A 25,483-nucleotide genomic window follows, 5' to 3' on the forward strand; every position below is an offset into this window, starting at 1 on the left:
GCGACGATGGTTGCACGGGTGGCTGTGCACCTGGTTACGGCTACCCCCGTTCAGGCGCGGTAGGGCGGAAATCTTTCCGCCAGCTCCCTCGCTTCGTCACGCGCGTTCTTGCTCTGCACCTCGTCCCGCAGCACCCCGGCGATCAGCTCGCCGATCCGTGCCATCTCCCGCTCCCCCATGCCCTGTGTGGTGATCGCGGCCGTACCGAGCCGCAGCCCGCGGGCGTGCGCGTGCGGCAGCGCGCAGCAGTCGAGGACCATGCCGGCCGCGGCGAGCCGGCCGCGTGCGGTGCGGCCGTCGACGCCGAGGGGGGCCGGGTCGGCGGTGATCAGGTGGGTGTCGGTGCCGCCGGTGGTGACGACGAGCCCCTCGGCGGCGAGTACGTCCGCGAGCACCCGGGCGTTGGCAACCACCTGATGGGCGTACGCCGTGAAGGCCGGTGTCGCCGCCTCGCCGAACGCGACCGCCTTCGCGGCGATGGTGTGCATCTGGGCGCCGCCCTGGGTGAACGGGAACACCGCCCGGTCCACCCGCTCGGCGAGCTCGTTCCCGCACAGGATCATCCCGCCGCGCGGCCCGCGCAGCACCTTGTGCGTGGTGGCGCAGACGACATCGGCGTACGGCACCGGGTTCGGCGCCGCTCCCCCGGCGACGAGGCCGATGGGATGGGCGGCATCGGCGATGAGATAGGCGCCGACCTCGTCGGCGACCTCGCGGAAGTACGCGTAGTCGATGTGCCGGGGATAGGCGATGGACCCGCACACGATCGCCTTGGGCCGGTGCGTACGGGCCAGCGCGCGCACCTGGTCGTGGTCGATGAGTCCGCTCTCCGCGTCCACCCCGTAGCCGACGAAGTCGAACCAGCGGCCGGAGAAGTTGGCGGGCGACCCGTGCGTGAGATGCCCGCCGTACGGCAACCCCAGCGCGAGGACGGTGTCGCCGGGCCGCAGCAGCGCGGCGTACGCGGCGAGGACGGCCGAAGACCCGGAGTGCGCCTGCACATTGGCGTGCTCGGCACCGAACAGCGCCTTCGCCCGCGCCACGGCGACGCGCTCGGCGACATCGACGATCTCGCAGCCGCCGTGGTGCCGGGCGCCGGGATACCCCTCCGCGTACTTGTTGGCGAGCGCTGAGCCGAGCGCGGCCAACACGGCGGCCGAGGTGAAGTTCTCGGCGGCGACCAACTGGAGCGTCGTCGACTGCCGAGCCAGCTCCCCGAGCAGGATCTCGGCCAGCTCGGGGTCCTGCCGACGCAGGACATCGGCCTCAAGGACAGGGGTGACCGACATGGTGGACTCCGGAGCGTCGACGGTGACGTACGTCCAATGTAGGCCCGGGGCCGGTGGGACGCGCGGCCGTCGCCACGTCTTCGCGGGTACGCCGGTGAGGGCGGTGACGACCGGGTCGATCGCCGGTTCGCCTTGTCGACGATGGTGCGGAAGGACGGCGGGGGCGCCCCGTACGGGATCCGATCCTCGACGCATCTCTCGCACGCTCGGCCCCGGCGGGCCCTCCGGGCGTCGAGCAGGTCCGCGCCGCAACACCCGTCAACCACCGGATCGATCGCCGCACGTACCTAGTCGCAGACGGTACGAAAGAACGGCAGCGGGGCCCCGTGCCGGACACCATCCCCAAAACACCTTCCGGGCATCGAGCCACCGACTCGCGCCCCGCCCGGATCAGGTCCGCGCCGCAACGCCCGTCAACGCCGTCACCACCGGATCGATCGCCGCGTGTATCTCGTCCCCGATCGAGCGGAAGAACGGCAGCGGCGCCCCGTAGGGGTCGAAGACCTCGTCCGCCTCCGCGGTGGGGGCCAGGAGCCAGCCTCGGAGGGCGGCGGCCGCGCGGACCAGGGCGCGGGCGCGGGCCACCATGCCGTCCTCCAAGGGAGGCAGGGTCGCCGGGTCGATCGCCTTCACCAGGCGGGTGAACTCCTTGAGGGTGAAGGTGCGCAGGCCCGCCGAGTGGCCCATGGAGATGACCTGTTGGCGGTGGTCGCGGGTGGCGGTCAGCACCAGGTCGGCGCGGATCACGTGGTCGTCGAGCAGCTCCCGGCCGGTGAACCCGGAGGGGTCCGCGCCGAAGTCGGTCAGGACGGTCTCCGCGTTGGCCTCCATGGGCGCGCCCTCATGGCCCCAGGTGCCGGCGCTCTCCACGATCAGCCCGCCCCACAGCGGGTCGCCGAGCCGGTCCGCCAGGGCATGACGGGTCAGCCGCTCGGTGATCGGCGAGCGGCACACGTTGCCGGTGCTGACGTGGAGGATGCGGAAGCTGTCCATGGGGAGGCCCCGTTCGAACAGGTTCCCCGTCACTTCCCCGTTGCCTATGCCACGCCCCGCGTCAGGGGCTGTCAATTCGCCACCTCGAGGTCGGGTACGACCTTCCGCAGCTCCTCGGCCGAGATGGCTCCCGCGCGCAGCAGCAGCGGGACCTCGCGGGTGACGTCGACGATCGACGACGGCACGTTGCCGGGCGTCGGACCGCCGTCGAGGTAGACGGAGACCGAGTCGCCGAGCATCTCCTGGGCCGCGTCGCAGTCCTCGGGCGACGGGTGGCCCGTGAGGTTGGCGGAGGAGACGGCCATCGGGCCGACCTCGGTGAGCAGTTCGATGGCGACCGGGTGCAGTGGCATGCGCACGGCGACCGTGCCCCGGGTGTCCCCCAGGTCCCACTGCAGGGACGGCTGGTGCTTGGCGACCAGCGTGAGGGCGCCCGGCCAGAACGCGTCGACCAACTCCCAGGCCAGCTCGGAGAAGTCCGTGACGAGGCCGTGCAGGGTGTTCGGGGAGCCGATGAGGACGGGCGTGGGCATGTTGCGGCCCCGGCCCTTGGCGTCGAGGAGATCGGAGACGGCCTCCGAGGAGAACGCGTCGGCGCCGATGCCGTAGACCGTGTCGGTCGGCAGGACCACGAGTTCGCCCCGGCGGACGGCGGACGCGGCCTCGCGCAGACCCGTCGTGCGGTCGGTCGCGTCATTGGTGTCGTATCGCCGTGCCATGTCTAGCGGGCCTCCTCGTACACGTACTGCTGCGGTTCGGAAGTCGGGGCGCCGGTCACGGCGTCGCCCTGCGGGCGGTCGCGAAGCGCGGGCGCTTGTTGAGATCGGGGTGGTCGGCCGCGTCGGCCCAGCCACGCTCCTCGGTGAAGATCCACGGCACCTGGCCGCCCTGGGTGTCGGCGTGCTCGATGACGACGACGCCGCCGGGGCGCAGCAGCCGGTGTGCGGTGCGCTCGATGCCGCGGATCAGGTCGAGGCCGTCCTCCCCCGAGAACAGGGCGAGTTCGGGGTCGTAGTCCCGGGCCTCGGGAGCGACGTACTCCCACTCGGTGAGCGGGATGTACGGCGGGTTGGAGATGACCAGGTCGACATGGCCGTCGAGGTCGGGGAAGGCGTCCAGCGCGTTGCCCTGCCGCAGGTCGACCCGGGAGCCGTCCATGTTCTTGCGGGTCCACCGGAGGGCGTCCTCGGACAGCTCCACGGCGTGCACCCGGGAGCGCGGGACCTCCTGGGCGAGGGCGAGCGCGATGGCGCCGGATCCGGTGCAGAGGTCGACGATCAGCGGTTCTACGACGTCCATCGCGCGCACCGCGTCTATGGCCCAGCCGACCACCGACTCGGTCTCGGGGCGCGGCACGAAGACTCCCGGCCCGACCTGGAGTTCCAGGTAGCGGAAGAAGGCGCGGCCGGTGATGTGCTGGAGCGGCTCACGCTGCTCGCGCCGCGCGATGGCCTCCCAGTAGCGGGCGTCGAAGTCCGCGTCCTTCACGGAGTGCAGCTCGCCCCGCTTCACGCCGTGCACGAACGCGGCGAGCTCCTCCGCGTCGTTGCGCGGCGAGGGCACGCCGGCGTCGGCCAGCCGCTGGGTGGCCTGTGCCACCTCTGCGAGCAGCAGGTTCACGCATTCCTCCGTGTCGTACTGGGTCGTACGTATGTGGCCTTTACGCCGCCGCGAGCTTGGCGGCCGAGTCCGCGTCCACGCAAGCCTGGATCATCGCGTCGAGGTCGCCGTCCAGGACCTGGTCCAGGTTGTACGCCTTGAAGCCGACGCGGTGGTCGGAGATGCGGTTCTCCGGGAAGTTGTACGTACGGATCTTCTCGGAGCGGTCGACCGTGCGGACCTGGCTGCGGCGGGCGTCGGCGGCGTTGCGCTCCGCCTCCTCCTGTGCCGCGGCGAGCAGCCTGGAGCGCAGGATACGCATCGCCTGCTCCTTGTTCTGCAGTTGGCTCTTCTCGTTCTGGCAGGAGGCGACGACTCCGGTGGGAATGTGCGTGATGCGCACGGCGGAGTCGGTGGTGTTGACGGACTGTCCGCCGGGTCCGGAGGAGCGGTAGACGTCGATGCGGAGGTCGTTCGGGTTGATCTCGACGTCGACCTCCTCCGCCTCGGGGGTCACGAGGACACCGGCCGCGGAGGTGTGGATACGGCCCTGGGACTCGGTGGCCGGGACGCGCTGCACGCGGTGCACTCCGCCCTCGTACTTCAGGCGGGCCCACACGCCCTGGCCGGGCTCGGTGGCACCCTGGCCGCCCTTGGTCTTCACGGCGACCTGGACGTCCTTGTAGCCGCCCAGTTCGGACTCGGTGGCGTCGATGATCTCGGTCTTCCAGCCGACGCGCTCCGCGTACCGCAGGTACATGCGCAGCAGGTCGCCGGCGAACAGGGCGGACTCGTCGCCGCCCGCGCCCGCCTTGACCTCAAGGATCACGTCCTTGTCGTCGTTGGGGTCACGCGGCACGAGCAGCAGCCGCAGCTTCTCCGTGATCTCCTCGCGCTGCTTCTCCAGCTCCTTGACCTCGGCCGCGAACTCCGGGTCGTCGGCGCCGAGTTCACGCGCGGTCTCGATGTCGTCGCCGGTCTGCTTCCAGGAGCGGTACGTGGCGACGATCGGGGTCAGCTCGGCGTAGCGCTTGTTCAGCTTGCGCGCGTTGGCCTGGTCGGCGTGGACCGACGGGTCGGCGAGCTTCTTCTCAAGGTCGGCGTGCTCGCCGATGAGGTCCTCGACAGCCTCGAACATCTTGGGCTCCTGAAATGCGTGAAGAAAGGGAAGGCGGGCGACCAAAAACGCCGGTCCCGGCACGCCTGTAGAAGGGCGTGGCCGTGGACCGGCGAAATGGAGCTCGCTACTTCTTGGAGCCGGCGCCAGCCTTGCCGAAGCGGGCCTCGAAGCGGGCCACGCGGCCACCGGTGTCGAGGATCTTCTGCTTGCCCGTGTAGAACGGGTGGCACTCGGAGCAGACCTCGGCGCGGATGTTGCCGCTCGTGATCGTGCTGCGGGTGGTGAACGACGCGCCACAGGTGCAGCTCACCTGGGTCTCGACGTACTCGGGGTGGATCTCGCGCTTCAAGGTGTCTCCTAGTTTCGGGAGGGCACCGGGTCGCTGCCGCGGGGTGCGGTGGCGTGAACCGGGGCCGACGTACCAGTCTGCCAGGACTGGGGCCATCCCCCAAAACGGGGGGCGTCGATCATCTATTCCCGGGAGCCTCAGGACGAGGTGACGACGCCCTTGGCCTCACCGGTGGCCGTGCCCTTCGTCGCCGCCGCGGGGACCGGCCGGTCGTTCTTCAGAGCCGTCCAGACCAGTCGGGCCTTGGCCTTCTCGACGATGACGCGGTTCGGGTTCGACGGGTCGTACTCGACCGGCATCGTGACCATGTTCATGTTCTTGGAGCTGATGCCCTTGAGGCCGTTGGCGAAGGACGTGAGGGAGTTCACCGAGCCGAGGTCGGAGTCGGTGGTGACGGCCTTCGTGGCGGTGTCGGCGAGGTCGTACAGCTTCGCCGGGTTGGTCAGGATGCCGACGTGCTTGACCTGGTTGACGAGGGCCTTGATGAAGGCCTGCTGGAGCTGGATCCGGCCGAGGTCGGAGCCGTCGCCGACGCCGTGCCGGGTGCGGACCAGGCCGAGGGCCTGCGAGCCGTTGAGCGTGTGGCTGCCGGCCTTGAGGTTCAGGTGGCTCTGGCTGTCCTTGATGTCCTTGGTGGTGGTGATCTGGACACCGCCCAGCTCGTTGATGAGCTTCTCGAAGCCGGCGAAGTCGACTTCGAGGTAGTGGTCCATGCGCAGACCGGATATGGACTCGACGGTCTTCACCGCGCAGGCCGCGCCGCCGGTCGAGTACGCGGAGTTGAACATGACGCCGGAGGCCGCGTCGTGGGCGACGCCCTTGGTGTCGGTGCACTCGGGGCGGTCGATGAGGGTGTCGCGCGGGATGGACACCACGCTGGCCTTCTTGTGGCCCTTGTAGACGTGCACGATCATCGCGGTGTCGGAGCGGGCGCTGCCGTCGTCGGCGCCGCCGCCGAGCTTCTTGTTGCTGCCGGAGCGGGTGTCGGAGCCCAGGACCAGGATGTTCTCGGAGCCGTTGTCGACCTTGGCCGGCCGGTCGGTGCCGAGGGCCTGGTTGATGTCGACGCTCTTGAGGTTGCCGTTGAGCTTGAAGTACACGTATCCGGCGCCGGTACCGCCCAGCACCAGGACGCCGCCCGCGACCCAGGCAGTGATCATCAGGGCTTTGTGGCGGGGGCTGCGTTCCTTCTTCTTACGGCCGCCCGCACGGTGGCGCGGGCCGCTGGTGCCGTCCTTGCCCGGTATGGCGGGCTCCGGCGTGCTCTCGGCGGACATGGGCTCCTCGAATCTCGTACCGGTCGATTACCCCCTGTTTTCAGGGTCAGGCGCGGTCAGTACCGCTCCATCTTCGCTCCGCCTGGTCAGACGGGGGAACTCGGCAAAGGGTTGCACAACGCAGAGTGCCCATCGCGTACGGCGATGGGCACTCTGCGTAGTCGATTCAGCGGGTCAAGCCTCGCTCACCTGCTATTTCACCCGAAGATGTCGTACTGCTGGAAACCGGTACCAAGCGACTTCGGTGTGCCGAAGATCTCGCTCGTCGCCTTCCCGGTGCCCGGGTACAGGTACAGCGAGCCGCCGGCGTTGCGGATCAGGAGGTCCGCCTTGCCGTCGCCGGTGAAGTCGCCGATCGAGTCGAAGGCGGTGTAGCTGGGCCAGGTGCGCACCTTGACCCGGGCCGCGAAGGCGCCCGAGCCGGACTTGCCGACGCCCTTGTACAGGTAGACGACACCGGTGCTCTTGTTGCGCGCGAGCAGGTCGGCCTTGCCGTCGCCGGTGAAGTCGCCCTTGCCGACCAGCGCGTTGTACTGGCTCCAGCCGCCGCCGACGCGCGAAGGCGAGCTGAAGGTGCCGTTGCCCTTGCCCGGGTAGATCCACAGCACACCGGCGCTGTCGACCGAGACCAGGTCGGGCAGGTAGTCGCCGGTGACATCGCCGGGGGCGACGATCCGGGTGCGGGTCTTCCAGTTGGTGAAGATCTTCGTGCTGGCCCAACTGCCGTCGTCTCGCGCGCTGTTGAGCACGAAGTGGTCCCAGTAGACCGCGCCGGTGGTGGTCCGGTAGATCCAGTCCTGGTAGCCGTCCCGGTTCAGGTCGGCCGACCGGACCAGGTTGACGCCGCCCCAGTCGCCCAGGGACTGGCGCGTGGCCAGCGAGGTGCCCTTGGAGTCCAGCTCGTAGCCCACCTTGGTGGAGGACTTACGGGCGTAGACGTCGGCCTTGTTGTCGGTGTAGCTCAGGTTGCCGTCGTCGACCTGCGCGTAGGCCGCGCCGACGTAGGTGCTGACCTTGGTGAAGACGCTGTAGGCACCCTGTGCCACACAGTCCTCGACACCCCAGGACACCACGCCGACGATCCGGCCGCCGACGACCAGCGGGCCGCCGGAGTCGCCGTTGCAGGTGGTCGTCGTGCCGGTGTCGCTGCCGGTGGCGGGCGTGCCCGCGCAGACCATGTGGCCCTTGACGTAGTCGACACTGCCGTAGGCGGCGGTGCAGGTGGCGTCCGAGTCGATCGGCAGCACGGCCGTCTTCAGTGTCTCGGAGATGTCCTGCGTGGTGGAGCTGGTGCGGCCCCAGCCGTAGACCCGGGCGGTCTTGGCGGGCGTGCCCGTGTACGACGCCGTGTCGGTGTTCGTCGTCATACGGATCGGGGTCGCCTTGACGGGGGCCGCCAGGGTGAGGACCGCGATGTCGTTGTTCGGGGCGCCGTCGCTGTTCACGCTGTACGACGGGTGGTTCCACTGGCGCAGGACCGCAGTGGCCTGGCCGCCGTGCAGGTCGCCGTCGGTCGGGAGCTGCGTGGCGCTGGTGACGACGGCACCGTACTTGGCCCAGTTGTAGCCCTTGACGCAGTGCGAAGCCGTCAGGATCTTCGACGGCGAGATGACCGAGCCACCGCAGAAGAAGCCGATGTCGTCGCTCTCGTCGGTGGTGCCCTTGTCGTCGTAGTACCAGAGCTGCGCCATGAACGGCGCGGTGTTGATGGTGGTTTCGGTGCCGCCGATGATCATCGGGTTGGCGGCGGAGCCGGTGGTGCTCGCGCTCTGCGACGACCTCTTGGCCGTCACACCGGCGGTGTCGTCACCGGCCTGCGCGCCCGCGATCCGCGTCTTCAGCGTGGCGAGCGACGGCTGGGCCACGACGGGCTTCGCGGTGGGCGTCGGCAGCGCGGTGGCCGCGCCGGCGGACGTCGTCATCAGTGCGGCGGTCACGGCGGCGGCGATACCGGCCGCGGCGACGGGCAGGGCGAAACGCATCCTGCGTCTGTGCCGACCGGCTCCAGGCATGGGCGTACCCACTCAAGTCCCCCCTAGGGATCGGAAGTTCGGACGTCTATCGAAAAGAAGTCCGAAGGGCGCGATCGTACCGGGAGGCACTGACAACACACAGGGCCGCCCCCTTAACAGGAGGCGGCCCTTTGGTAACGCTGACGTCCCTTAGTCTCCGTTGCCGGGGGTGGGGGTCGTCTTCTGGATCTGGAGCAGGAACTCGGCGTTCGACTTCGTCTGCTTCATCTTGTCGAGGAGCAGCTCGATCGCCTGCTGCTGGTCGAGCGCGTGCAGCACCCGGCGCAGCTTCCAGGTGATGGCCAACTCGTCGCTGCCGAGCAGGATCTCTTCCTTACGGGTGCCGGACGCGTCGACGTCCACCGCCGGGAAGATGCGCTTGTCGGCGAGCTTCCGGTCGAGCTTCAGCTCGGCGTTGCCGGTGCCCTTGAACTCCTCGAAGATGACCTCGTCCATGCGCGAGCCGGTGTCGACGAGCGCGGTGGCGAGGATGGTCAGCGAGCCGCCGTCCTCGATGTTGCGCGCGGCACCGAAGAAGCGCTTGGGCGGGTACAGCGCCGTCGAGTCGACACCGCCGGAGAGGATGCGGCCGGAGGCGGGGGCGGCGAGGTTGTAGGCACGGCCCAGACGCGTGATCGAGTCGAGCAGCACGACCACGTCGTGGCCCAGTTCCACCAGGCGCTTGGCGCGCTCGATGGCCAGCTCCGCGACCGTGGTGTGGTCCTCGGCAGGGCGGTCGAAGGTCGAGGAGATGACCTCGCCCTTCACCGACCGCTGCATGTCGGTGACCTCTTCCGGACGCTCGTCGACCAGGACGACCATCAGGTGGCACTCGGGGTTGTTGTGCGTGATCGCGTTGGCGATCGCCTGCATGATCATGGTCTTGCCGGTCTTCGGCGGGGCCACGATCAGACCACGCTGCCCCTTACCGATCGGCGCGACGAGGTCGATGATGCGGGTCGTCAGCACACCCGGGTCGGTCTCCAGGCGGAGCCGGTCCTGCGGGTAAAGGGGCGTCAGCTTGTTGAACTCCGGTCGCCCGCGCCCGGAGTCGGGCGCCATGCCGTTGGTCGAGTCCAGGCGGACGAGCGCGTTGAACTTCTCGCGACGCTCGCCTTCCTTCGGCTGGCGGACCGCGCCGGTGACGTGGTCGCCCTTGCGCAGGCCGTTCTTGCGGACCTGGGCGAGGGAGACGTACACGTCGTTGGGACCCGGCAGGTAGCCCGACGTACGGATGAAGGCGTAGTTGTCGAGGATGTCGAGGATGCCCGCGACGGGGATCAGGACATCGTCGTCGGCGACCTGCGGCTCGCCGGCCGCGCCGCCGAACTCGTCACGGCCGCGACGGCCCCGACGGTCGCGGTAACGGCCGCGGCGACCGCGCCGTCCGCCGTCGAAATCGTCGTCGTCCTGCGGGCCGTTGTCACGCTGCTGACGGTCCTGCCGGTCCTGACGGCCACCCTGCTGCTGGCCGCCCTGCTGACGGTCCTGCTGCTGGCGGTCCTGACGGCCGCCGCCCTGCTGCTGGCCGCCGCTCTGCTGGTCGTCGCCGCTCTTGCGGCGGTCGCCGCGGTCACGGTCCTGACGGCCACCGCGGTCGCGGTCGCGGCGGTCACGGCGGCCCTGACGGCCGTCGTCACCGGCGTCGGACCGGGCCTCGCCCTGCGCGGCGGCGGGCGTCTCGGACGCCGACTCGCTCTTCGCCTCGGCGGTGATCGTCTCCGGGCTGCCGGCCTCGGCGGTGGCGCGGCGACGACGACGCTCGACCGGAGCATCGTCGCTGGCGGGCTGGCCGGGAATCTCGATCTGCTGCTGGGCCACGGCCTTCTCGGCGGCGACCTTCTCGGCCTTCTGCTCGGCCGGGGCGGCCGCCTCGTCGCCCGTACGGGCCTTGGAGGTGGCGCGGCGCTTCGGCTTGGTCTCGGTGGCGGTCTCGGCCTTGGCCGGAGCACCCCCGCCCGCCTGCGCGTCCTTGATGACCTCGATCAGTTGGCTCTTGCGCATGCGCGCGGTGCCCTTGATGCCGAGGCCGGATGCGACCTGCTGCAGCTCGGCCAGCACCATGCCGTCGAGGCCGGTACCACGGCGCCGCCGGGAGCCGGCACCGGTGGCAGGCGCGGAGGCGTCCGTGGCGGGCGCGGCAGCGGTCTCCTCGACACGTGCGCCCATCAGATCGGTGGTGTCGCTCACGAAGGGTCCTTCCCTGGAGCGGACGTCGGCCTGTCTGGCTCGGCGACCGGTTGTGCTGTCCGGCTTCGGTTCTTGCTGTGTGAACCGTGCCGGGGCGGTGGTCCGCCAATACGGCGGAAGAGATATCTGGTGATGGCGCTTCCCAGAGCAGTGGCACCGAGTGTCTGTGTCACATGGCTTGGTCGCACCAATTCCGGAGCGTGCCCGGCGAACCGCTCAGTGCCCGCGTACGAGGTACTGCCCGCGTACGTCGTACGAAACACAGTGCGGCTTGGGAGGCTCCCGGAAGAATGTGTGTCCCGGACGGGGACAACAAGCACCTCGCCATGGTGGGGTCGGGTGCAGACTTGAGATTAACACTACCGGATCCAACAAACATTCCCCCTCTCGAAATCCGGCGACGGTATGTAGTCAATGGGCACTGGAAGCCGTGAGCGGAAGCACGCAGGCACCCTGTGCGTCGAGATCCAGCCGGTTGGCGGCCCAGCCCTCGCCGGCGAGGTGGGACACCTTGTCCGCGTTGTCGGCGTCGACCAGCGCCAGCACGGTCGGTCCGGCGCCGGAGATCACGGCCGACACCCCGTCCGCCCGCAGCCGCTCCACGAGGGCCGCGCTGTCCGGCATGGCCGGCGCGCGGTACTCCTGGTGCAGACGGTCCTCGGTGGCGGGCAGCAGCAGCTCGGGGCGCCGGGTGAGTGCCTCTACGAGCAGGGCGGCGCGGCCCGCGTTGGCGGCGGCGTCGACGTGCGGGACGCTGCGCGGGAGCAGACCGCGCGCGGTCTCGGTGAGCACGGGTTTCCCGGGCACGAAAACCACCGGAACGATGGAATCGGCGGGGTCCATCCTGATCGCCCGCGCGGCGCCGCCGTCCATCCAGGAGAGCGTGAAGCCGCCCAGCAGACAGGCCGCCACGTTGTCGGGGTGGCCCTCGATCTCGGTGGCGAGTTCCAGCAGGGCCGTGTCGTCGAGCCGGGAGTCCCCGCCTATGGTCACGGCGCGCGCGGCGACGATGCCGGCGCAGATGGCGGCGGACGAGGAGCCCAGGCCGCGGCCGTGCGGAATGCGGTTGGCGCAGACGATCTCCAGACCGCGCGGCTGTCCGCCGAGCAGGTCGAAGGCGGTGCGCAGGGACCGTACGAGGAGGTGGTTCTCGTCGCGCGGGAGGGTCTCGCTGCCCTCGCCGGCGATGTCGATGAGCAGCCCGGAGTCGGCCACCCGGACGACTACGTCGTCGTAGAGCCCCAGCGAGAGGCCGAAGGCGTCGAAGCCCGGGCCGAGGTTGGCGCTGGTGGCGGGGACGCGCACCCGGACGGCGGCGGCGCGGAAGGCTGGACCGGCCATCGCTCGATGACTCTCCTTGAGCTGCGTGAGTGTCGAAGACATTCGATGGAATTCGATGAGATGCGACAGGTACTTCGATAGGTACGTGGAGACCCTCGGGCCGTGGTGACGGCGCGGTGCCGAGCCATGCGCGCAGGCATATGCGGCGGGCGGGTTCGGTACAGCCTATCGAAGGAAGGTTCTGTGGCGACATAGGGCGCACAGGAGGCGCACGATGCGTGTCGTAAGCCCCCTGTGCACCCCCCGTGGGGATCGCTCCCCGTCAGTCGTTCTACGCGAGTCCGAGTCGCTCGGCGGCCGTCGCCGCGTCGACCGGGACGGTGACGGGCTGCGGGGCGCCGGCGACGGCCCAGTCGGGGTCCTTGAGGCCGTTTCCGGTCACCGTGCAGACGATGGTCTGGCCCGGGTCGACCTTGCCCTGCTCGGCCGCCTTCAGCAGACCGGCGACGGAAGCGGCGGAGGCGGGCTCCACGAAAACGCCCTCCTGCGCGGCCAACAGCCGGTAGGCGCGCAGGATCTCACGATCCGTCACCTCGTCGATGAACCCGCCGGACTCGTCCCGCGCGGCCAGCGCGTAGTTCCAGGAGGCCGGGTTTCCGATACGGATCGCGGTGGCGATCGTCGACGGGTCCTTGACGATCTCGCCGCGCACGATGGGCGCGGAACCGGACGCCTGGAAGCCCCACATGCGCGGGGTCTTCGCGGCGATGCCGTCGCCGGCGTACTCCTTGTAGCCCTTCCAGTACGCGGTGATGTTGCCCGCGTTGCCGACCGGCAGGACGTGGATGTCGGGCGCGTCGCCGAGCATGTCGACGATCTCGAAGGCGGCCGTCTTCTGACCCTCGATGCGCACCGGGTTGACCGAATTCACCAGCGCCACAGGGTAGTTGTCGCTCAGCTCGCGGGCGAGGGTGAGGCAGTCGTCGAAGTTCCCGTCGACCTGGAGGATCTTCGCGCCGTGCACGAGGGCCTGGCCCATCTTGCCGAGCGCGATCTTGCCGCGCGGCACGAGGACGGCACAGACCATCCCGGCGCGTACGGCGTAGGCGGCGGCGGACGCGGAGGTGTTGCCGGTGGAGGCGCAGATGACGGCCTGCGCGCCCTCCTCCTTGGCCCGCGTGATGGCCATGGTCATACCGCGGTCCTTGAAGGACCCGGTGGGGTTGGCGCCCTCCACCTTGAGGTGGACCTCGCAGCCGGTGCGCTCGGAGAGCACCTGCGCGGGCACGAGGGGCGTGCCGCCCTCGCGGAGGGAGACGACCGGCGTGCTGTCGGACACCGGGAGCCGGTCCCGGTACTCCTCGATGATTCCGCGCCACTGGTGGGTCATTGCTGGTTACTCTCCTTCAACCCGCATGATGCTGGCGACACCCCGCACGGTGTCGAGCTTGCGCAACGCCTCGACGGTCCCGGTGAGGGCGGCGTCGGACGCGCGGTGCGTGACGACGACGAGAGAGGCCTCGCCGTCCTTCCCCTGCTGCCGAACCGTATCGATCGAGACACCGTGCTCGGCGAACACGGTGGCGACCTGTGCGAGAACACCTGGTTTGTCGGCGACGTCGAGGCTGATGTGGTACCGCGTGACGACCTCGCCCATGCCCGACACCGGCAGTCCGGCGTACGCCGACTCGCCGGGCCCGGTGGTCGAGTTGAGCCGGTTGCGGCACACGGCGACGAGGTCGCCGAGCACGGCGGAGGCGGTGGGGGCGCCGCCCGCTCCGGGGCCGTAGAACATGAGCTGCCCGGAGGCGTCGGACTCGACGAACACGGCGTTGTAGGCGCCGCGTACGGAGGCGAGCGGGTGGCTCAGCGGGATCATCGCGGGGTGCACGCGCGCGGTGACGGAGCCGCCGTCCTCGGCCCGCTCGCAGATGGCGAGCAGCTTGATGGTGCAGCCCATGTTCTTCGCGGAGGCGAAGTCCGCGGCGGTGACCTCCGACATCCCCTCGCGGTAGACGTCGTCGAGACGCACCCGCGAGTGGAAGGCGATCCCGGCGAGGATGGCGGCCTTGGCGGCGGCGTCGAACCCCTCGACGTCGGCGGTGGGATCGGCTTCCGCGTACCCGAGCGCGGTGGCCTCGTCGAGGGCCTCTTGGTACCCGGCCCCCGTGCTGTCCATCTTGTCGAGGATGAAGTTGGTCGTCCCGTTGACGATCCCGAGGACCCGGTTGACCTTGTCACCGGCGAGGGACTCGCGCAGCGGCCGGATCAGCGGGATGGCACCGGCGACGGCGGCCTCGTAGTACAGGTCCTGGCCGTGCTGCTCGGCGGCGGCGTGCAGGGCGGCACCGTCCTGGGCGAGCAGCGCCTTGTTGGCGGAGACGACGGAGGCGCCGTGCTCGAAGGCGGCGGTGATGAGGGTGCGGGCGGGCTCGATGCCCCCGATGACCTCGACGATCACGTCGATGTCGCCCCGTTTGACGAGGGCGGTGGCGTCGGTGGTGACGAGGGCGGGGTCGACGCCTTCGCGAACCTTGGACGGCCGCCGTACCGCGACACCGGCAAGCTCGATCGGGGCGCCGATCCGGGCGGCGAGGTCGTCGGCGTGCGTCGTCATGATGCGCGCCACCTCTGAGCCGACCACTCCACAGCCCAGCAGCGCCACCTTCAGCGGACGCGTACGCATCATCCGACCTCGTTTCCTCATACCGTCTTCGGTTGCACCAGTCTCACTCACCGGACGGGAGTTTCTATCCATAGTCCGGATCGTGAGACATCGATTTCATTTCCACGGGGGTGGAAGACGGGAGATCTTCCACCCCCTGCTGTGTCCTCTGTCTACTGTCCGCTCAGCCGACGTCGAGGCGCAGCAGATCCTCCTCCGTCTCCCGGCGGACGATGACCCGCGACTCCCCGTCCTTCACGGCGACGACCGGCGGGCGGAGGACGTGGTTGTAGTTGCTGGCCATGGAGCGGCAGTACGCACCCGTCGCCGGTACGGCGATCAGGTCACCCGGTGCCAGGTCCCCCGGCAGGAACGCGTCCTTGACCACGATGTCCCCGCTCTCGCAGTGCTTGCCGACGACCCGCGCGAGCATGGGCTCGGCGTCGGAACGGCGGGACACGAGAGCGACGCTGTACTCGGCGTCGTAGAGCGCCGTCCGAATGTTGTCGGACATCCCGCCGTCGACCGACACATACGTCCGCAGCCCGTCGAGGGGCTTGATGGTGCCGACCTCGTACAGCGTGAACGCGGTGGGCCCGACGATGGCGCGCCCCGGCTCGACGGAGATGCGGGGGGTCCGCAGCTTGGCGGAGTCGCACTCGCGGGTGACGATCTCGGTGAGCGCCTTGGCGATCTCGTGCGGCTCGCGGGGGTCGTCGTCGCTGGTGTAGGCGATCCCGAGCCCACCACCGAGGTCGATCTCGGGCAGCTCGACACCGTGCTCGTCGCGGATGTCCTTCAGCAACCCGACGACGCGGTGCGCGGCGACTTCGAAGCCGGACATGTCGAAGATCTGCGACCCGATGTGGGAGTGGATGCCAATCAGCTCGAGCCCATCGAGCTGAAGAGCGCGCCGTACCGCTTCGGCGGCCTGCCCCCCGGCGAGCGGAATCCCGAACTTCTGGTCCTCATGGGCGGTGGCGATGAACTCGTGGGTGTGCGCCTCGACCCCGACCGTGATCCGGATCTGCACGCGTTGCCGCTTGCCGAGGGACTGCGCGATGTGGGCGACGCGCACGATCTCCTGGAAGGAATCGAGGACGATACGCCCGACCCCGGCCTCGATCGCCCGGTGGATCTCGTCCGTGGACTTGTTGTTGCCGTGGAAGGCGATGCGGTCGGCGGGCATCCCGGCGGAGAGGGCGGTGGCCAACTCGCCCCCGGAGCACACATCGAGGTTGAGCCCCTCTTCGTGCAGCCACCGCACGACGGCCCGGGACAGGAACGCCTTGCCGGCGTAGAAGACGTCGGCGTCATGCCCGAAGGCGGTACGCCAGGCACGGGCGCGCTCCCGGAAGTCCGCCTCGTCGAGGACGTAGGCCGGGGTGCCGTGCTGCTCGGCGAGGGTCTTCACATCGATCCCGCCGACTGTGACGACACCGTTCGCGCTCTCGTCGCGGGTGACGGTCTGGGACCACACCTTGGGGTCGAGTTCGTTGAGGTCGGCGGCCGGGCCGGAGTAGTGCCCCTCGGGCAGGACATCGGCGTGACGGGGACCGGCGGGGTGTGCGGAACGGCTCATGTCGTGTTCTCTTCTGTCTCTTCCTGGCGCTCAGATCGCGGTGTCTTCGTGTTCACGTGTTCTTGGCGCTCAGAGGTGTTGGGGTGCGTCGATGCCGAGCAGGGAGAGGCCACCGGCCAGCACCGCCCCGGCGGCTTCGGCGAGCGCGAGCCGGGCACGGTGGGCGGCCAAGGGTTTCTCGTCACCGAGCGGAAGCGTTACGGCGAGGAGGGGGAGCGCGGCGTCGGCCACGGCGACCAGGTGACGGGCGAGGAGGTCGGGGGCGTGGTGGGTTGCCGCGCGGGCGAGGACGCGGGGGTGGTCGGCGAGGAGAGGGGTGAGGGGGGTGGTGTCCCCTTGTACGTCTTCTCCTACGGCGCCCGGTTGGGCGGTGAGGCCGAGGTCGGCGGCGTTGCGGCTGACGGCCCGGGTGCGGGCGTAGGCGTAACGGACCCGGAAGAGGGGATTCGTCTCCCGCTGCACGAGGTGGTCGGCGGTGAGGCGGGGCCGGTCATGGGCGGCGGGATGAAGGAGGGCCCAGCGGGCGGCGTCGAGGCCGAGGGGGAGGAGGGCTGCGGGGTCGGGGGCGGGGATGGGTCGTACGACGACGTGGACATCGTCGTCGACGTCGACGACGGCGTTGGTGTCGGCTTCGACGTCGGCTTCTGCTTCTGCTTCTGCTTCTGCTTCTGGTGGAACGGGTGCTTCCGGGCGGCTGCCGTAGGCGTCGATGTCACCGATACCGATACCGAGAACGGCCGCCCACTCGGGCTCGGGTAGGCCCTCACAGCTGGTGCGGACGAGAACGCCCTGCGAGCGCAGCAGACGGGCGACGACGTCCATGACGACGAGGGCGCGTGGCTCGCGGGGGGCATACAGCCGTACGGAATGGGCGACGGGAGCGTGCCGATCGCCGGCGAGGGCGTCATCGATGAACCCGTACCGCGGTCCGCGCCGCAGGATCTCCTCGACGAGAAGGGTGGACACGGTACTCCCCAGACTGATGTTGAGGAACCCGGGCCCGGTGATCTCGACACCGCTGACGCCAGGCACCTCGACAAGATGCGGCCGCAGCAACTCGGCGACACGGCGAGGGGTCTCCCCGGCGGGCCGGGCGAGCTGAAGGGCGATGTTGGTGGCGTAGTCACCGCACCCGCCCGCCCCCGGCACGGTCACCAGCGCCCGCTCGGGCACGGCCACCGCCAGCTCCCCGTCCTCGACAGCACGGCGCACCGCGCGCAGCACGGTACGGGAGAGCTCGACGGGGGTCACGGGACAAGCGTATGGGAGGAGGGGGGTGGGTAGGCCAGCCGGTTTGGGAGGGTTCCGGGATGTGGACGCCGACCGGTGCACACGGTCGGAGCCGGCCCCGCATGTCGGACGTCCTCAGCCGCCGCTACGACCGCCCCGCCCGGCCCGCTCGGCCTCACCGGCACCGAAGGCGCCACCGAGGGACAGCCCACCGGCCGGGTCTCGCCGCCCGTGCTCGATCAACTGCCGTACGAGAGCGATGAGTTCGGATGGTTCGAAGGGCTTGGCGAGGAAGGCGTCGACGCCGACGTCGAGCCCGCTCTCGACCTCGTGCTGAGTGCAGGCGCTGATGATGGCGAGGGGGAGGTCGCGGGTCCGTGGGTCACTGCGCAGCCGGGCGGCAGTCCGCAACCCGTCCAGCCGCGGCATGACGACATCCAGGGTCACGACATCGGGCCGTACCTGATGGATGACGTCCAGACACTCGGCACCATCGGCCGCGGTCACGACCTCGAAACCCTCCAGCTCGAGATTGACCCTGATCAACTGCCGGATGACCTTGTTGTCGTCCACAACAAGCACCCGACCCGACGCGCCTGGCACAACTCGAGAGTAGGTCCGGACCGGCCACCGCGTCCGGGTTTTCCCCACTTCCACCCCCTGCGAGCGACCCAGCACGCGTCCCTGACCACCGAGAAACCTGTTCATGAACACCGGGAAGGAGCTGGTAGGGTTCTACCCGTCGCCGCAACACCGCGACCGACACGCCCCCGTAGCTCAGGGGATAGAGCAACGGCCTCCGGAGCCGTGTGCGCAGGTTCGAATCCTGCCGGGGGCACTCGCCAGTCAAGCAGCAAGAACCATGCTTTGACCTGCGCGGATGCCGACTTGAGAGAGCGGGAGTCAGTCTCACTGACTCCCGCTCTTTCTCGTGCTCTCTCACTTTTCGCGCACTATCTGCGATACACGCGCCACACACACTGCGATGAACGCGGTGTGGGCGGCGGCCCTGACGGGGGAAGCGCTTCGCTCGCCAGAGTAGGTGCCCCGTACGCAGGAAAGCGCCGGACCTCCTCCGAAGATCATGGTGAGGGTCCGGCACTGTCCGACTGCCACCGGGTTTCTGCGAGTGGTCGCGGTGAATGCGCGGGGAAATTCACTGCTTACACAAAGCAGGCAGAGAGGCTTCCACTTGGTGGCGCATTCGGGCCGCGATGTTGCGCCACCCCTGTGGCGTAGCGACGTCACAAGCCACCAAAGCGCGACCACCCACGGCGACTACAGCTTTTCTGGCGGACGCAGGAAGGTGATCTGTGTCCAGTCCGTGGCGAAACTGCCCTCAGGGAAGACCCTGACGTCCGCGAGGCCGTTGTTGGCGTCGACGGAACCGATACACCCACGCCCGGTCGACCTTGGCGTAGTACAGAATGCGATCGCCGCTGAGCGCCGTGATCTGCGTCCAGTCCGTGGCGAAACTGCCTTCAGGGAAGACCCTGACATCCGCGAGGCCGTTGTTGGCGTCGACGGAACCGATACACCCACGCCCGGTCGACTTGGCGTAGTACAGAATGCGATCGCCGCTGAGCGCCGTGATCTGCGTCCAGTCCGTGGCGAAACTACCCTCAGGGATGACAGTCTCATCCGCCAGGCTGCCGCTTTCCACGTCGACGGAACCGATGCACCCACGCCCGGTGGACCCGGCGTAGTACAGAATGCGATCGCCGCTGAGCGCCGTGATCTGTGTCCAGTCCGTAGCGAAACTACCCTCAGGGATGACAGTCTCATCCGCGAGGCTATTGTTCCCGTCGACGGAACCGATGCACCCGCGTCCGGTGGACTTGGCGTAGTACAGGACGTGATCGTCGCTGAGCGCCGTGACCTGTGTCCAGTCCGTGGCGAAACTACCCTCAGGGAAGACAGTCTCATCCGCGAGGTCGTTACTGGCGTTGACGGAACCAATGCACCCACGCCCGGTAGACGCACCGTAGTAGAGAATGCGGTCTGACATCACATCGCCTTTCTGACCTGTTTCCTCGTCTGCAAATTACGTACGTACCGAGCCGGTCGCATGATAGGAAGGCAGGGGTAAAGACGAGTCCAGTTCGCAACAGGTATAACTGGGCGAAGCGCTCGCTTCTGCGGCGGGACCTTCGGCGCCCTGGCCAACAACTACCTCAGCCGACGCGAAACCCTCTCGTGCCGCCACTGCTTCCGCGAGCGCTGAGACCGCTCGGTGCTGGTGGCTGACATTTACTCCTCTTCCAGTATGACCACGATTCGCCGAACCCTGCGAGTTGGGCAGCGGAGCGATCGGGTGCGAACTGACACGCATTCATGCACGGTTCAACTAACTATCAAACTATGGGCATTGACGCCTACGAGTCATCCAGCATTCAATCTTCAGTGCCCCGCACCAACTCACGCGGCGGACACAGCTCCAAACCAGCACGAGCGCTGCGGTGCTCCTACAATGGGGAGTTTCAGGATTCGACAGAAAGTCACCAGAGCCGCGACTGTGAGGCACCAACTAACCTTCAACAAACAAGAATTGTGCGCATTGGGTCAAGGTGCGCACGGGCAACCTAAGGCGTAGCTTGGAAAGCAGAGGGGGCGTTGACCGACTGGATTTCAGCCTCGTGCACCTATTTCGATGGAGGGAAACCTCATGAAGACACAGGGCATGCGCCTCGGCTCCTCTCGCTCCGCACTCTGGCGGGCTCTCATTATTCCCGCCGCAGCGGCCATAGCGGTCCCTGCTCTGGCGACCGACGCCCAAGCCGCCCAGCGGACGGTAACCGGAAGCGTCAGCATGCGCATCATGGATTACGAGGACTTCGGCCCGAACACAGTCTGCAACCGCGGTTTCTCGCTTACCCCCCGTGTAGTCAATAGCGGCTTTTCCAACAGAATCCGACTGTCATCCAAGTGCGGCGGAGAGGTCAGGGTCGAAGTTCACTACAAGCTCAACATCGATCCAAATGGCGTCATTCGCGTGACTGAAGGCCTCGTCAAGTTCTATGAGGGGACCAGCGAGGACACCGGCGACTTGGACGGTGCGTCAGCCTTCGCGAATATGATCCTCTTTCCGGGAGCAAGCGCTTCCAGGAATATACACGTGCAGAATTGGAGTGAGGGGCAGCCGGACGACAAGGCCGATGTGACACTCACTCTGCGAAACTAGCTAACGCCAGACGGCGGTCCGAGTCTCCCGGACCGCCGTCGCAACGCGATGAAACTAACCGCTGTGCGGCGTCTCCGTCCTCCTCCATGGACGCCGCAGAAATGGCAGTTGCCGAGGTTGCGTGAGCGGCGTTTGCGGCGCCCGTTCAATCCTGTTGTCCCGCTTCATCGTCGCTGATTTCCGTAACGGCGTCATGAGGTATCACGGCAACGGAGTGATCCGTGGTGAAAGCCATAGCGAGTTGAGTCAGCAAGGGCCCTGCGGACGGGTGTTGGGCGTAGCGGCGCGTGATCACATAGATGCCCCGGGCCGGCGGATCCACGAGGCGCACCGTGGTGATGTCGGGCCGTAGTGCGGACCTCAGTACTCCAGGTATCAGGGCGATGGCGTGGCCGGTTGCGACCAGGGCTGTTTTGCCGGGGAGGTCGGCCGCGGTGAGGTCGATGTGGACGGTGACGCCGGCGCGGGCCGCGTGTTGGCGTAGGAGGGCTGCGGAGCCGTCGTTGTCCTCGGCCCAGGTCTGATCGGTCAGGTCCTCGATGCGCAGGGGACCGTGATCCGCCCGTGGGTGGGCGGTGGGCAGTGCGACGACCATCTCGTCCATTCCCAGGAAATGTCGGTCCACGCGTGGGTCGTTGGGGAGGCCCGGTGGTGCGTCCGTGATGACGGCGATGTCCAAGTCGCCTGCGATCACGCGGTGTTGCAGGTCCGCAGTGAGGCCGGGCGACAGGGTCCAGGGGGTGGGGCCTGACATCTGTAGCAGGGAACGGATTGCCGCGGGCACGATCCCTGCCGCCAGGGACGGCGTCGCTCCGACAGTCAACGGGCGGGCGCTGGCGCCTTCATGGGCGTCCCGTACGGCACGCACCGCGCGGTCGGCCTCGTTGAGTGTCATCAGGGCGTGGTGGCGGAACACCTCGCCTGCGGGCGTCGGATGTGTGCCGCGCACACGTCGCTCCACCAGTGGTGCCCCGAGTCGGCGTTCCAGTCCGGCGATCTGTCGAGAGACGGCCGACTGGGTGTAGCCGAGTTCGTCGGCCGCCGCAGACAGGGATCCGAGTCTGCACACCGTCACGAACGTCCGCCACGCCGTCAAGTCCATGGCGTAAGTGTGCCTGTCGGGTATGCGTCTGCCGCATGGCTGCCCTGCCATGTCTGCGCTTGTCGCAGATGCCGCGATGGCTCCAGGCTGGCACGCATGACCGCACCGCACACGATCGCCGTCCTCGGCCTGGGGCGCATGGGCTCCGCGATGGCGATACGACTCACCAACTACCGCTGGAGTGTTGTCGGTTGGACACGTTCCGGGCGCGCGACGGGCGCCGTGCAGACCACTGGCGACCCTGATGACGCCGTGGCCAAGGCCGACATCGTGCTCCTGGCCTTGTTCGACGGGCCGGCCTGCCGGGAGGTCGTCGAGCGGGTCCGTGGCTCGTTGCGAACGGACACGATCGTGGTGAACACCAGCACCATCGGTCCCGACGAGGCCGCAGAGTTGGCACGGCGACTTGGCCCGTCCTACGTCCACGCGCCCGTACTCGGGTCCGTGTCCGCCGCTGCCGCAGGGACCTTGGAGATTCTCGCCGCCGGACAGCGGGAGGCGCTTCAGCGCGTCCGTCCGGTTCTGGAAGCGCTGGGCACCGTGCGGTACGTAGACGACGTCGCTACGGCGGCTTCGCTCAAGTTGGTCGCCAACAGCGGCCTCGCGGGGGCCGTCCTCGCTCTGCGCGACCCCCTGCGGCAGGCCGACGCCCTGGGTCTGCCCCTCGCTCAGGTGCTGGACGTCCTCGAACTCGGCCGGCTCGGTGGGCTCGTCGCCCGCAAGAGACCCTTCATCACCGGGCAGCCGACCGACGCTCCCGCAGCCGCCACGCCCATCACGCCCACCGCCGAGTTCACGATCCGCGCGCTCGCCAAAGACATGGCCCTGCTGGCAGCCGCCTCGGACACACCTCTCCCCAGCGCGGCCGACCTGGCCGGCACCTCCGTCGACCCCGAAGCCGATATCGCCCTCGCCGCCACGGTCCCCGCCGTCGGTGACGCCGTACTCGAACCGCTGCGTGCCTACATCCGCGGGCACGCCACCGGGGACCCCGCCCACTTCCGTGACGCCTTCCTGCCCACGGCGCATGTCGAGGGGCTCCGGGACGGGGCGTTCGTCTCATGGTGTCTGGACGAGTACTGCGCTCTCTTCACCGGCCGGCCGGCTCCGGACGAGCCGAGCCGCTCCCGCCGTATCGACGCCGTCGACGTGCACGGCACCGTCGCGACCGCGTCCATGACGCTTCGGCACGGCCCGGACACCTTCACCGACGTCTTCCTGTTGACCCACGTCGACGGCGACTGGCGTATCGCCAACAAGGCGTATCACCGCGCCACTTGAGCGCGCGAACGGCGCGCCGCCCCCGGATGGGACGGCGCGCCGCAGCTATCACGTCACTGACAGGAAGTCACCGGTAGGACGCCGCTGGTGGGACGTCATGGTGCCGATGGGGTCAGCGGTGCCCGCCGCCACCCCCGTGACCGCCACCCTCGTGACCGCCACCGTTGCGGCCGCCGTCACCGTCGTGGCCACCACCGTCGCGACCGCCGCCCCCGTGGCCGCCGCCGTTACGGCCGCCCCAGGACTGGTCGTCCACCAGGCGGCGGTGGTCGTTGCGGAGGGTGGCCGTGTCGGAGCGGTTGTCCCAGACGTAGTCGCGGCGGCCCTGGTAGAGGTCGCGCATGTCGTCGTGGCCCTTGCCGGTGTGGACGCGGACCGTGGCGTGGCCGGCGAGGCGGTAGTGGTGGAAGGTGTAGGTCTGGCCGTCCTTGTTCGAGAGCTTCCAGCCGTCGAGGTTGACGCCGTGGCGGGTGTGGTTGGTGATCTCGACCCACTCGTTGTTCAGGGAACGGGCGGAGCGGTCGTCGTGTCCCGGAGAGTCGTATTGCACTCGGCTGATCTCCACGCTCGGCCGGGCCGCGTGGTCGGCCGCGGTCGCCGGCAGTGCCGCCGCGCCTACGAGAGCACCGGCCGCCAAAGCGGCTGCGGCCAGACGGCGGACGGACACGGAAGGTGAAGAGGTCACGGGTTCCCCCAGCATGGTGCGGGCACCTCCCCGGATACGGCGAAGGCCGGACCCGGGCTGTGCGGTGTGCGGGTGGCGGCCTGTTGGCCGCACATCCACACCTTCTCCGCCGTACCGACGAGATATGGGCGATACGTGAACGGCGTTACGGGTCAGTCGCATTTCCGTGACTCTCACCTGCATCATCCATTTATGCGCGTGATGCACCATGTTGACGGCCCGACAGACCAAGGGGCCTTGTGCGAACTGATCCGGGTTCCGTGATCGCCATGGTGCGCCACCCCAGGGCCGCCGGAGCCGTCACCCGAAAGTGAGTAACGGTGGACCCGCGCCTACGACACCATGACCTCCCATGGGGAGCTTGAGCGGGGGCCGGGACCGCTACGTCGACTTTCTGCGGGCGTGGGCGATCGTGCTGGTGGTGTTCGGGCACTGGCTGGTCACCGGGTTGGTGCGGGAGCCCGACGGGACAATCAACGCACCGGAGTTGCTCGCCACCGTTCCCTGGACCCAGTGGCTGACCCTGGGGTTCCAGATCATGCCGTTGTTCTTTCTGGCCGGTGGGCATGGAGCCGGTGGGTCCTGGGCGCGGGCCCGGGCGGAGGGTCGTACGGCCACCGGGTGGGTGGGGCGGCGGGCCTTGCGGATGCTGCTGCCCGCCGGGGTGTACAGCGGGTTGGTCCTGGTCGCCGTGGCCCTCTGCTCGGCGGTCGGCGTGGACCGGGGCACCCTCGCGCTCGTCGGGTGGGCCATGGCCATGCAGTTCTGGTTCCTGCCGGTCTATCTGCTGCTCAGCGCGCTGACTCCGGCCTTGCACGCGGCACATCGGCGGTGGGGGCTGCGCGTGCCCGTGGCCATGGGGGCGGTCGCCCTCGTCGCCGACACGCTCGCGGTCAGTGGGCATGTGGCCGGTCTCGGGCTGCTCGACTATCTGCTTGTGTGGGGCGTTGCCTACCAGTTGGGCTTCTGTTGGCGGGACGGGATCGTGGTTGAGCGGTCCCCGGTCCCCGTCTGCATGGCCGTGGGCGGTGCCGTCGGCTTCGCGGCTCTCGTCGCCCTCGGGCCCTTCCCGGTGAGTCTGATCCTCGTCACCGGGCAGCATCCCAGCAACACCAATCCCCCGTCAGCCGCCATGTTGGCCTGGGCGGTTGGGCAGGCCGGGGTCGCGCTGCTCCTCGCGCCCGTGCTGCGGCGGGTGTTGGAGCGCGGGCAAGTGTGGGGGCTGGTACGGCCGTTGGGCGGCGCCAGCATGACGCTCTATCTGTGGCACATGCTGCCCGTGCTGATCGTCGCCGGTGCTTTCTATCTCACCGGGCTCGCGCCCGAACCCGCCTACGGGTCGGCGGGGTGGTGGGCGCTGCGCGTGCCCTGGCTGGCCGTGCTCGGGGGCGTGCTGGTGGGGGTCGTAGGGGCGTTGCGGCCGTTGGAGCGTGGGCTCGCGGTCGGCTACGAGCGGACCCTGCCGGGTGATCGGCCGCGCCGGGCCTGGGCGTTGTGGGGCGGGCTGGCCGCGAGTGTGAGTGCGCTGATCTGGTTCGCGGGCCACGGGTTCGCCTACGAGGGGCGGTTCCCGGTGCTGCCCGCGCTGGGGCTGCTCGTGGGGGTGGGGCTGGTCATGGCGGCGGGGCGGGACGGTGTCGACCGTCC

At 69.0% G+C, this 25,483-nt stretch carries 21 protein-coding genes and 1 tRNA gene; 4 read left to right on the plus strand and 18 right to left on the minus strand.

The window, feature by feature from the left end; all coding sequences use genetic code 11:
- Positions 1–50: 50 nt before the first annotated feature.
- From glyA to ABZT04_RS31825, 15 genes are all read right to left on the minus strand, one after another.
- Complete coding sequence (glyA, locus tag ABZT04_RS31755) at positions 51–1,289, minus strand: serine hydroxymethyltransferase (protein WP_356060436.1); 1,239 nt, start codon at positions 1,287–1,289, stop codon at positions 51–53.
- Positions 1,290–1,679: 390 nt separating this feature from the next.
- Positions 1,680–2,357: a protein-tyrosine-phosphatase gene (locus tag ABZT04_RS31760; protein ID WP_356060412.1), complete on the minus strand. Its 678-nt coding sequence runs from the start codon at positions 2,355–2,357 to the stop codon at positions 1,680–1,682.
- Positions 2,354–3,001, minus strand: a complete 648-nt coding sequence (locus ABZT04_RS31765) for an L-threonylcarbamoyladenylate synthase (protein WP_355912039.1) — start codon at positions 2,999–3,001, stop codon at positions 2,354–2,356. Before ABZT04_RS31765 ends, ABZT04_RS31760 begins: the two co-directional genes overlap by 4 nt.
- 55 nt (positions 3,002–3,056) lie before the next feature.
- Entirely contained in the window at positions 3,057–3,902 is an 846-nt protein-coding gene (gene prmC / locus ABZT04_RS31770) for a peptide chain release factor N(5)-glutamine methyltransferase (protein ID WP_356060413.1), read from the minus strand.
- Between the two features lie 40 nt (positions 3,903–3,942).
- Entirely contained in the window at positions 3,943–5,019 is a 1,077-nt protein-coding gene (gene prfA / locus ABZT04_RS31775) for a peptide chain release factor 1 (protein WP_356060414.1), read from the minus strand.
- Between the two features lie 106 nt (positions 5,020–5,125).
- Positions 5,126–5,350, minus strand: coding sequence for a 50S ribosomal protein L31 (gene rpmE, locus ABZT04_RS31780; protein ID WP_019073185.1), 225 nt, complete (start codon positions 5,348–5,350; stop codon positions 5,126–5,128).
- A gap of 137 nt (positions 5,351–5,487) precedes the next feature.
- Complete coding sequence (locus tag ABZT04_RS31785; RefSeq protein ID WP_356060415.1) at positions 5,488–6,627, minus strand: LCP family protein; 1,140 nt, start codon at positions 6,625–6,627, stop codon at positions 5,488–5,490.
- A 197-nt stretch (positions 6,628–6,824) separates the two neighbouring features.
- Positions 6,825–8,609 (minus strand): trypsin-like serine protease, encoded by a 1,785-nt coding sequence (locus ABZT04_RS31790; RefSeq protein ID WP_356060416.1) that lies wholly within the window; start codon positions 8,607–8,609, stop codon positions 6,825–6,827.
- Positions 8,610–8,789: 180 nt separating this feature from the next.
- On the minus strand, positions 8,790–10,829 hold the full coding sequence (gene rho, locus ABZT04_RS31795) for a transcription termination factor Rho (protein ID WP_356060417.1): 2,040 nt from the start codon (positions 10,827–10,829) through the stop codon (positions 8,790–8,792).
- Between the two features lie 411 nt (positions 10,830–11,240).
- A complete protein-coding gene (thrB, locus tag ABZT04_RS31800; RefSeq protein ID WP_356060418.1) occupies positions 11,241–12,170 on the minus strand; it encodes a homoserine kinase in 930 nt (309 codons plus the stop codon).
- A 271-nt stretch (positions 12,171–12,441) separates the two neighbouring features.
- Entirely contained in the window at positions 12,442–13,500 is a 1,059-nt protein-coding gene (gene thrC / locus ABZT04_RS31805) for a threonine synthase (RefSeq protein WP_356060419.1), read from the minus strand.
- A 6-nt stretch (positions 13,501–13,506) separates the two neighbouring features.
- A complete protein-coding gene (locus ABZT04_RS31810) occupies positions 13,507–14,799 on the minus strand; it encodes a homoserine dehydrogenase (RefSeq protein WP_356060420.1) in 1,293 nt (430 codons plus the stop codon).
- Positions 14,800–14,959: 160 nt separating this feature from the next.
- The gene (gene lysA, locus ABZT04_RS31815) at positions 14,960–16,357 is read right to left on the minus strand and encodes a diaminopimelate decarboxylase (protein WP_356060421.1); all 1,398 of its coding nucleotides are present in this window, start codon (positions 16,355–16,357) and stop codon (positions 14,960–14,962) included.
- Between the two features lie 69 nt (positions 16,358–16,426).
- Positions 16,427–17,608: an ArgS-related anticodon-binding protein NrtL gene (gene nrtL / locus ABZT04_RS31820; RefSeq protein ID WP_356060422.1), complete on the minus strand. Its 1,182-nt coding sequence runs from the start codon at positions 17,606–17,608 to the stop codon at positions 16,427–16,429.
- A gap of 114 nt (positions 17,609–17,722) precedes the next feature.
- Positions 17,723–18,295 carry a response regulator gene (locus ABZT04_RS31825; RefSeq protein ID WP_356060423.1) on the minus strand — a complete coding sequence of 191 codons (573 nt, stop codon included), beginning with the start codon at positions 18,293–18,295 and terminating at the stop codon, positions 17,723–17,725.
- Between the two features lie 58 nt (positions 18,296–18,353).
- Here ABZT04_RS31825 and ABZT04_RS31830 point away from each other — a divergent pair.
- Positions 18,354–18,425 (plus strand) — tRNA-Arg (locus ABZT04_RS31830).
- Positions 18,426–18,926: 501 nt separating this feature from the next.
- Here the strand turns inward: ABZT04_RS31830 and ABZT04_RS31835 are convergent.
- Positions 18,927–19,595 carry a hypothetical protein gene (locus ABZT04_RS31835; RefSeq protein ID WP_356060424.1) on the minus strand — a complete coding sequence of 223 codons (669 nt, stop codon included), beginning with the start codon at positions 19,593–19,595 and terminating at the stop codon, positions 18,927–18,929.
- A gap of 657 nt (positions 19,596–20,252) precedes the next feature.
- On the opposite strand from ABZT04_RS31835, the gene ABZT04_RS31840 reads away from it, so the two are divergent.
- On the plus strand, positions 20,253–20,768 hold the full coding sequence (locus ABZT04_RS31840) for a hypothetical protein (protein ID WP_356060425.1): 516 nt from the start codon (positions 20,253–20,255) through the stop codon (positions 20,766–20,768).
- Between the two features lie 145 nt (positions 20,769–20,913).
- Here the strand turns inward: ABZT04_RS31840 and ABZT04_RS31845 are convergent, their stop codons facing one another.
- Positions 20,914–21,870: a LysR family transcriptional regulator gene (locus ABZT04_RS31845; RefSeq protein ID WP_356060426.1), complete on the minus strand. Its 957-nt coding sequence runs from the start codon at positions 21,868–21,870 to the stop codon at positions 20,914–20,916.
- A gap of 96 nt (positions 21,871–21,966) precedes the next feature.
- On the opposite strand from ABZT04_RS31845, the gene ABZT04_RS31850 reads away from it, so the two are divergent.
- Positions 21,967–23,151 carry a nuclear transport factor 2 family protein gene (locus ABZT04_RS31850; protein ID WP_356060427.1) on the plus strand — a complete coding sequence of 395 codons (1,185 nt, stop codon included), beginning with the start codon at positions 21,967–21,969 and terminating at the stop codon, positions 23,149–23,151.
- Between the two features lie 112 nt (positions 23,152–23,263).
- Here the strand turns inward: ABZT04_RS31850 and ABZT04_RS31855 are convergent, their stop codons facing one another.
- Positions 23,264–23,851: a lamin tail domain-containing protein gene (locus ABZT04_RS31855; RefSeq protein WP_356060428.1), complete on the minus strand. Its 588-nt coding sequence runs from the start codon at positions 23,849–23,851 to the stop codon at positions 23,264–23,266.
- A gap of 337 nt (positions 23,852–24,188) precedes the next feature.
- Between ABZT04_RS31855 and ABZT04_RS31860 the strand changes: the two genes are divergently transcribed.
- A partial coding sequence (locus ABZT04_RS31860) for an acyltransferase (protein WP_356060429.1) occupies positions 24,189–25,483 on the plus strand: 1,295 nt, incomplete at its 3' end.

It is taken from the genome of Streptomyces sp. NPDC005492, from assembly GCF_040605995.1.
Taxonomy (GTDB): Bacteria; Actinomycetota; Actinomycetes; order Streptomycetales; family Streptomycetaceae; genus Streptomyces.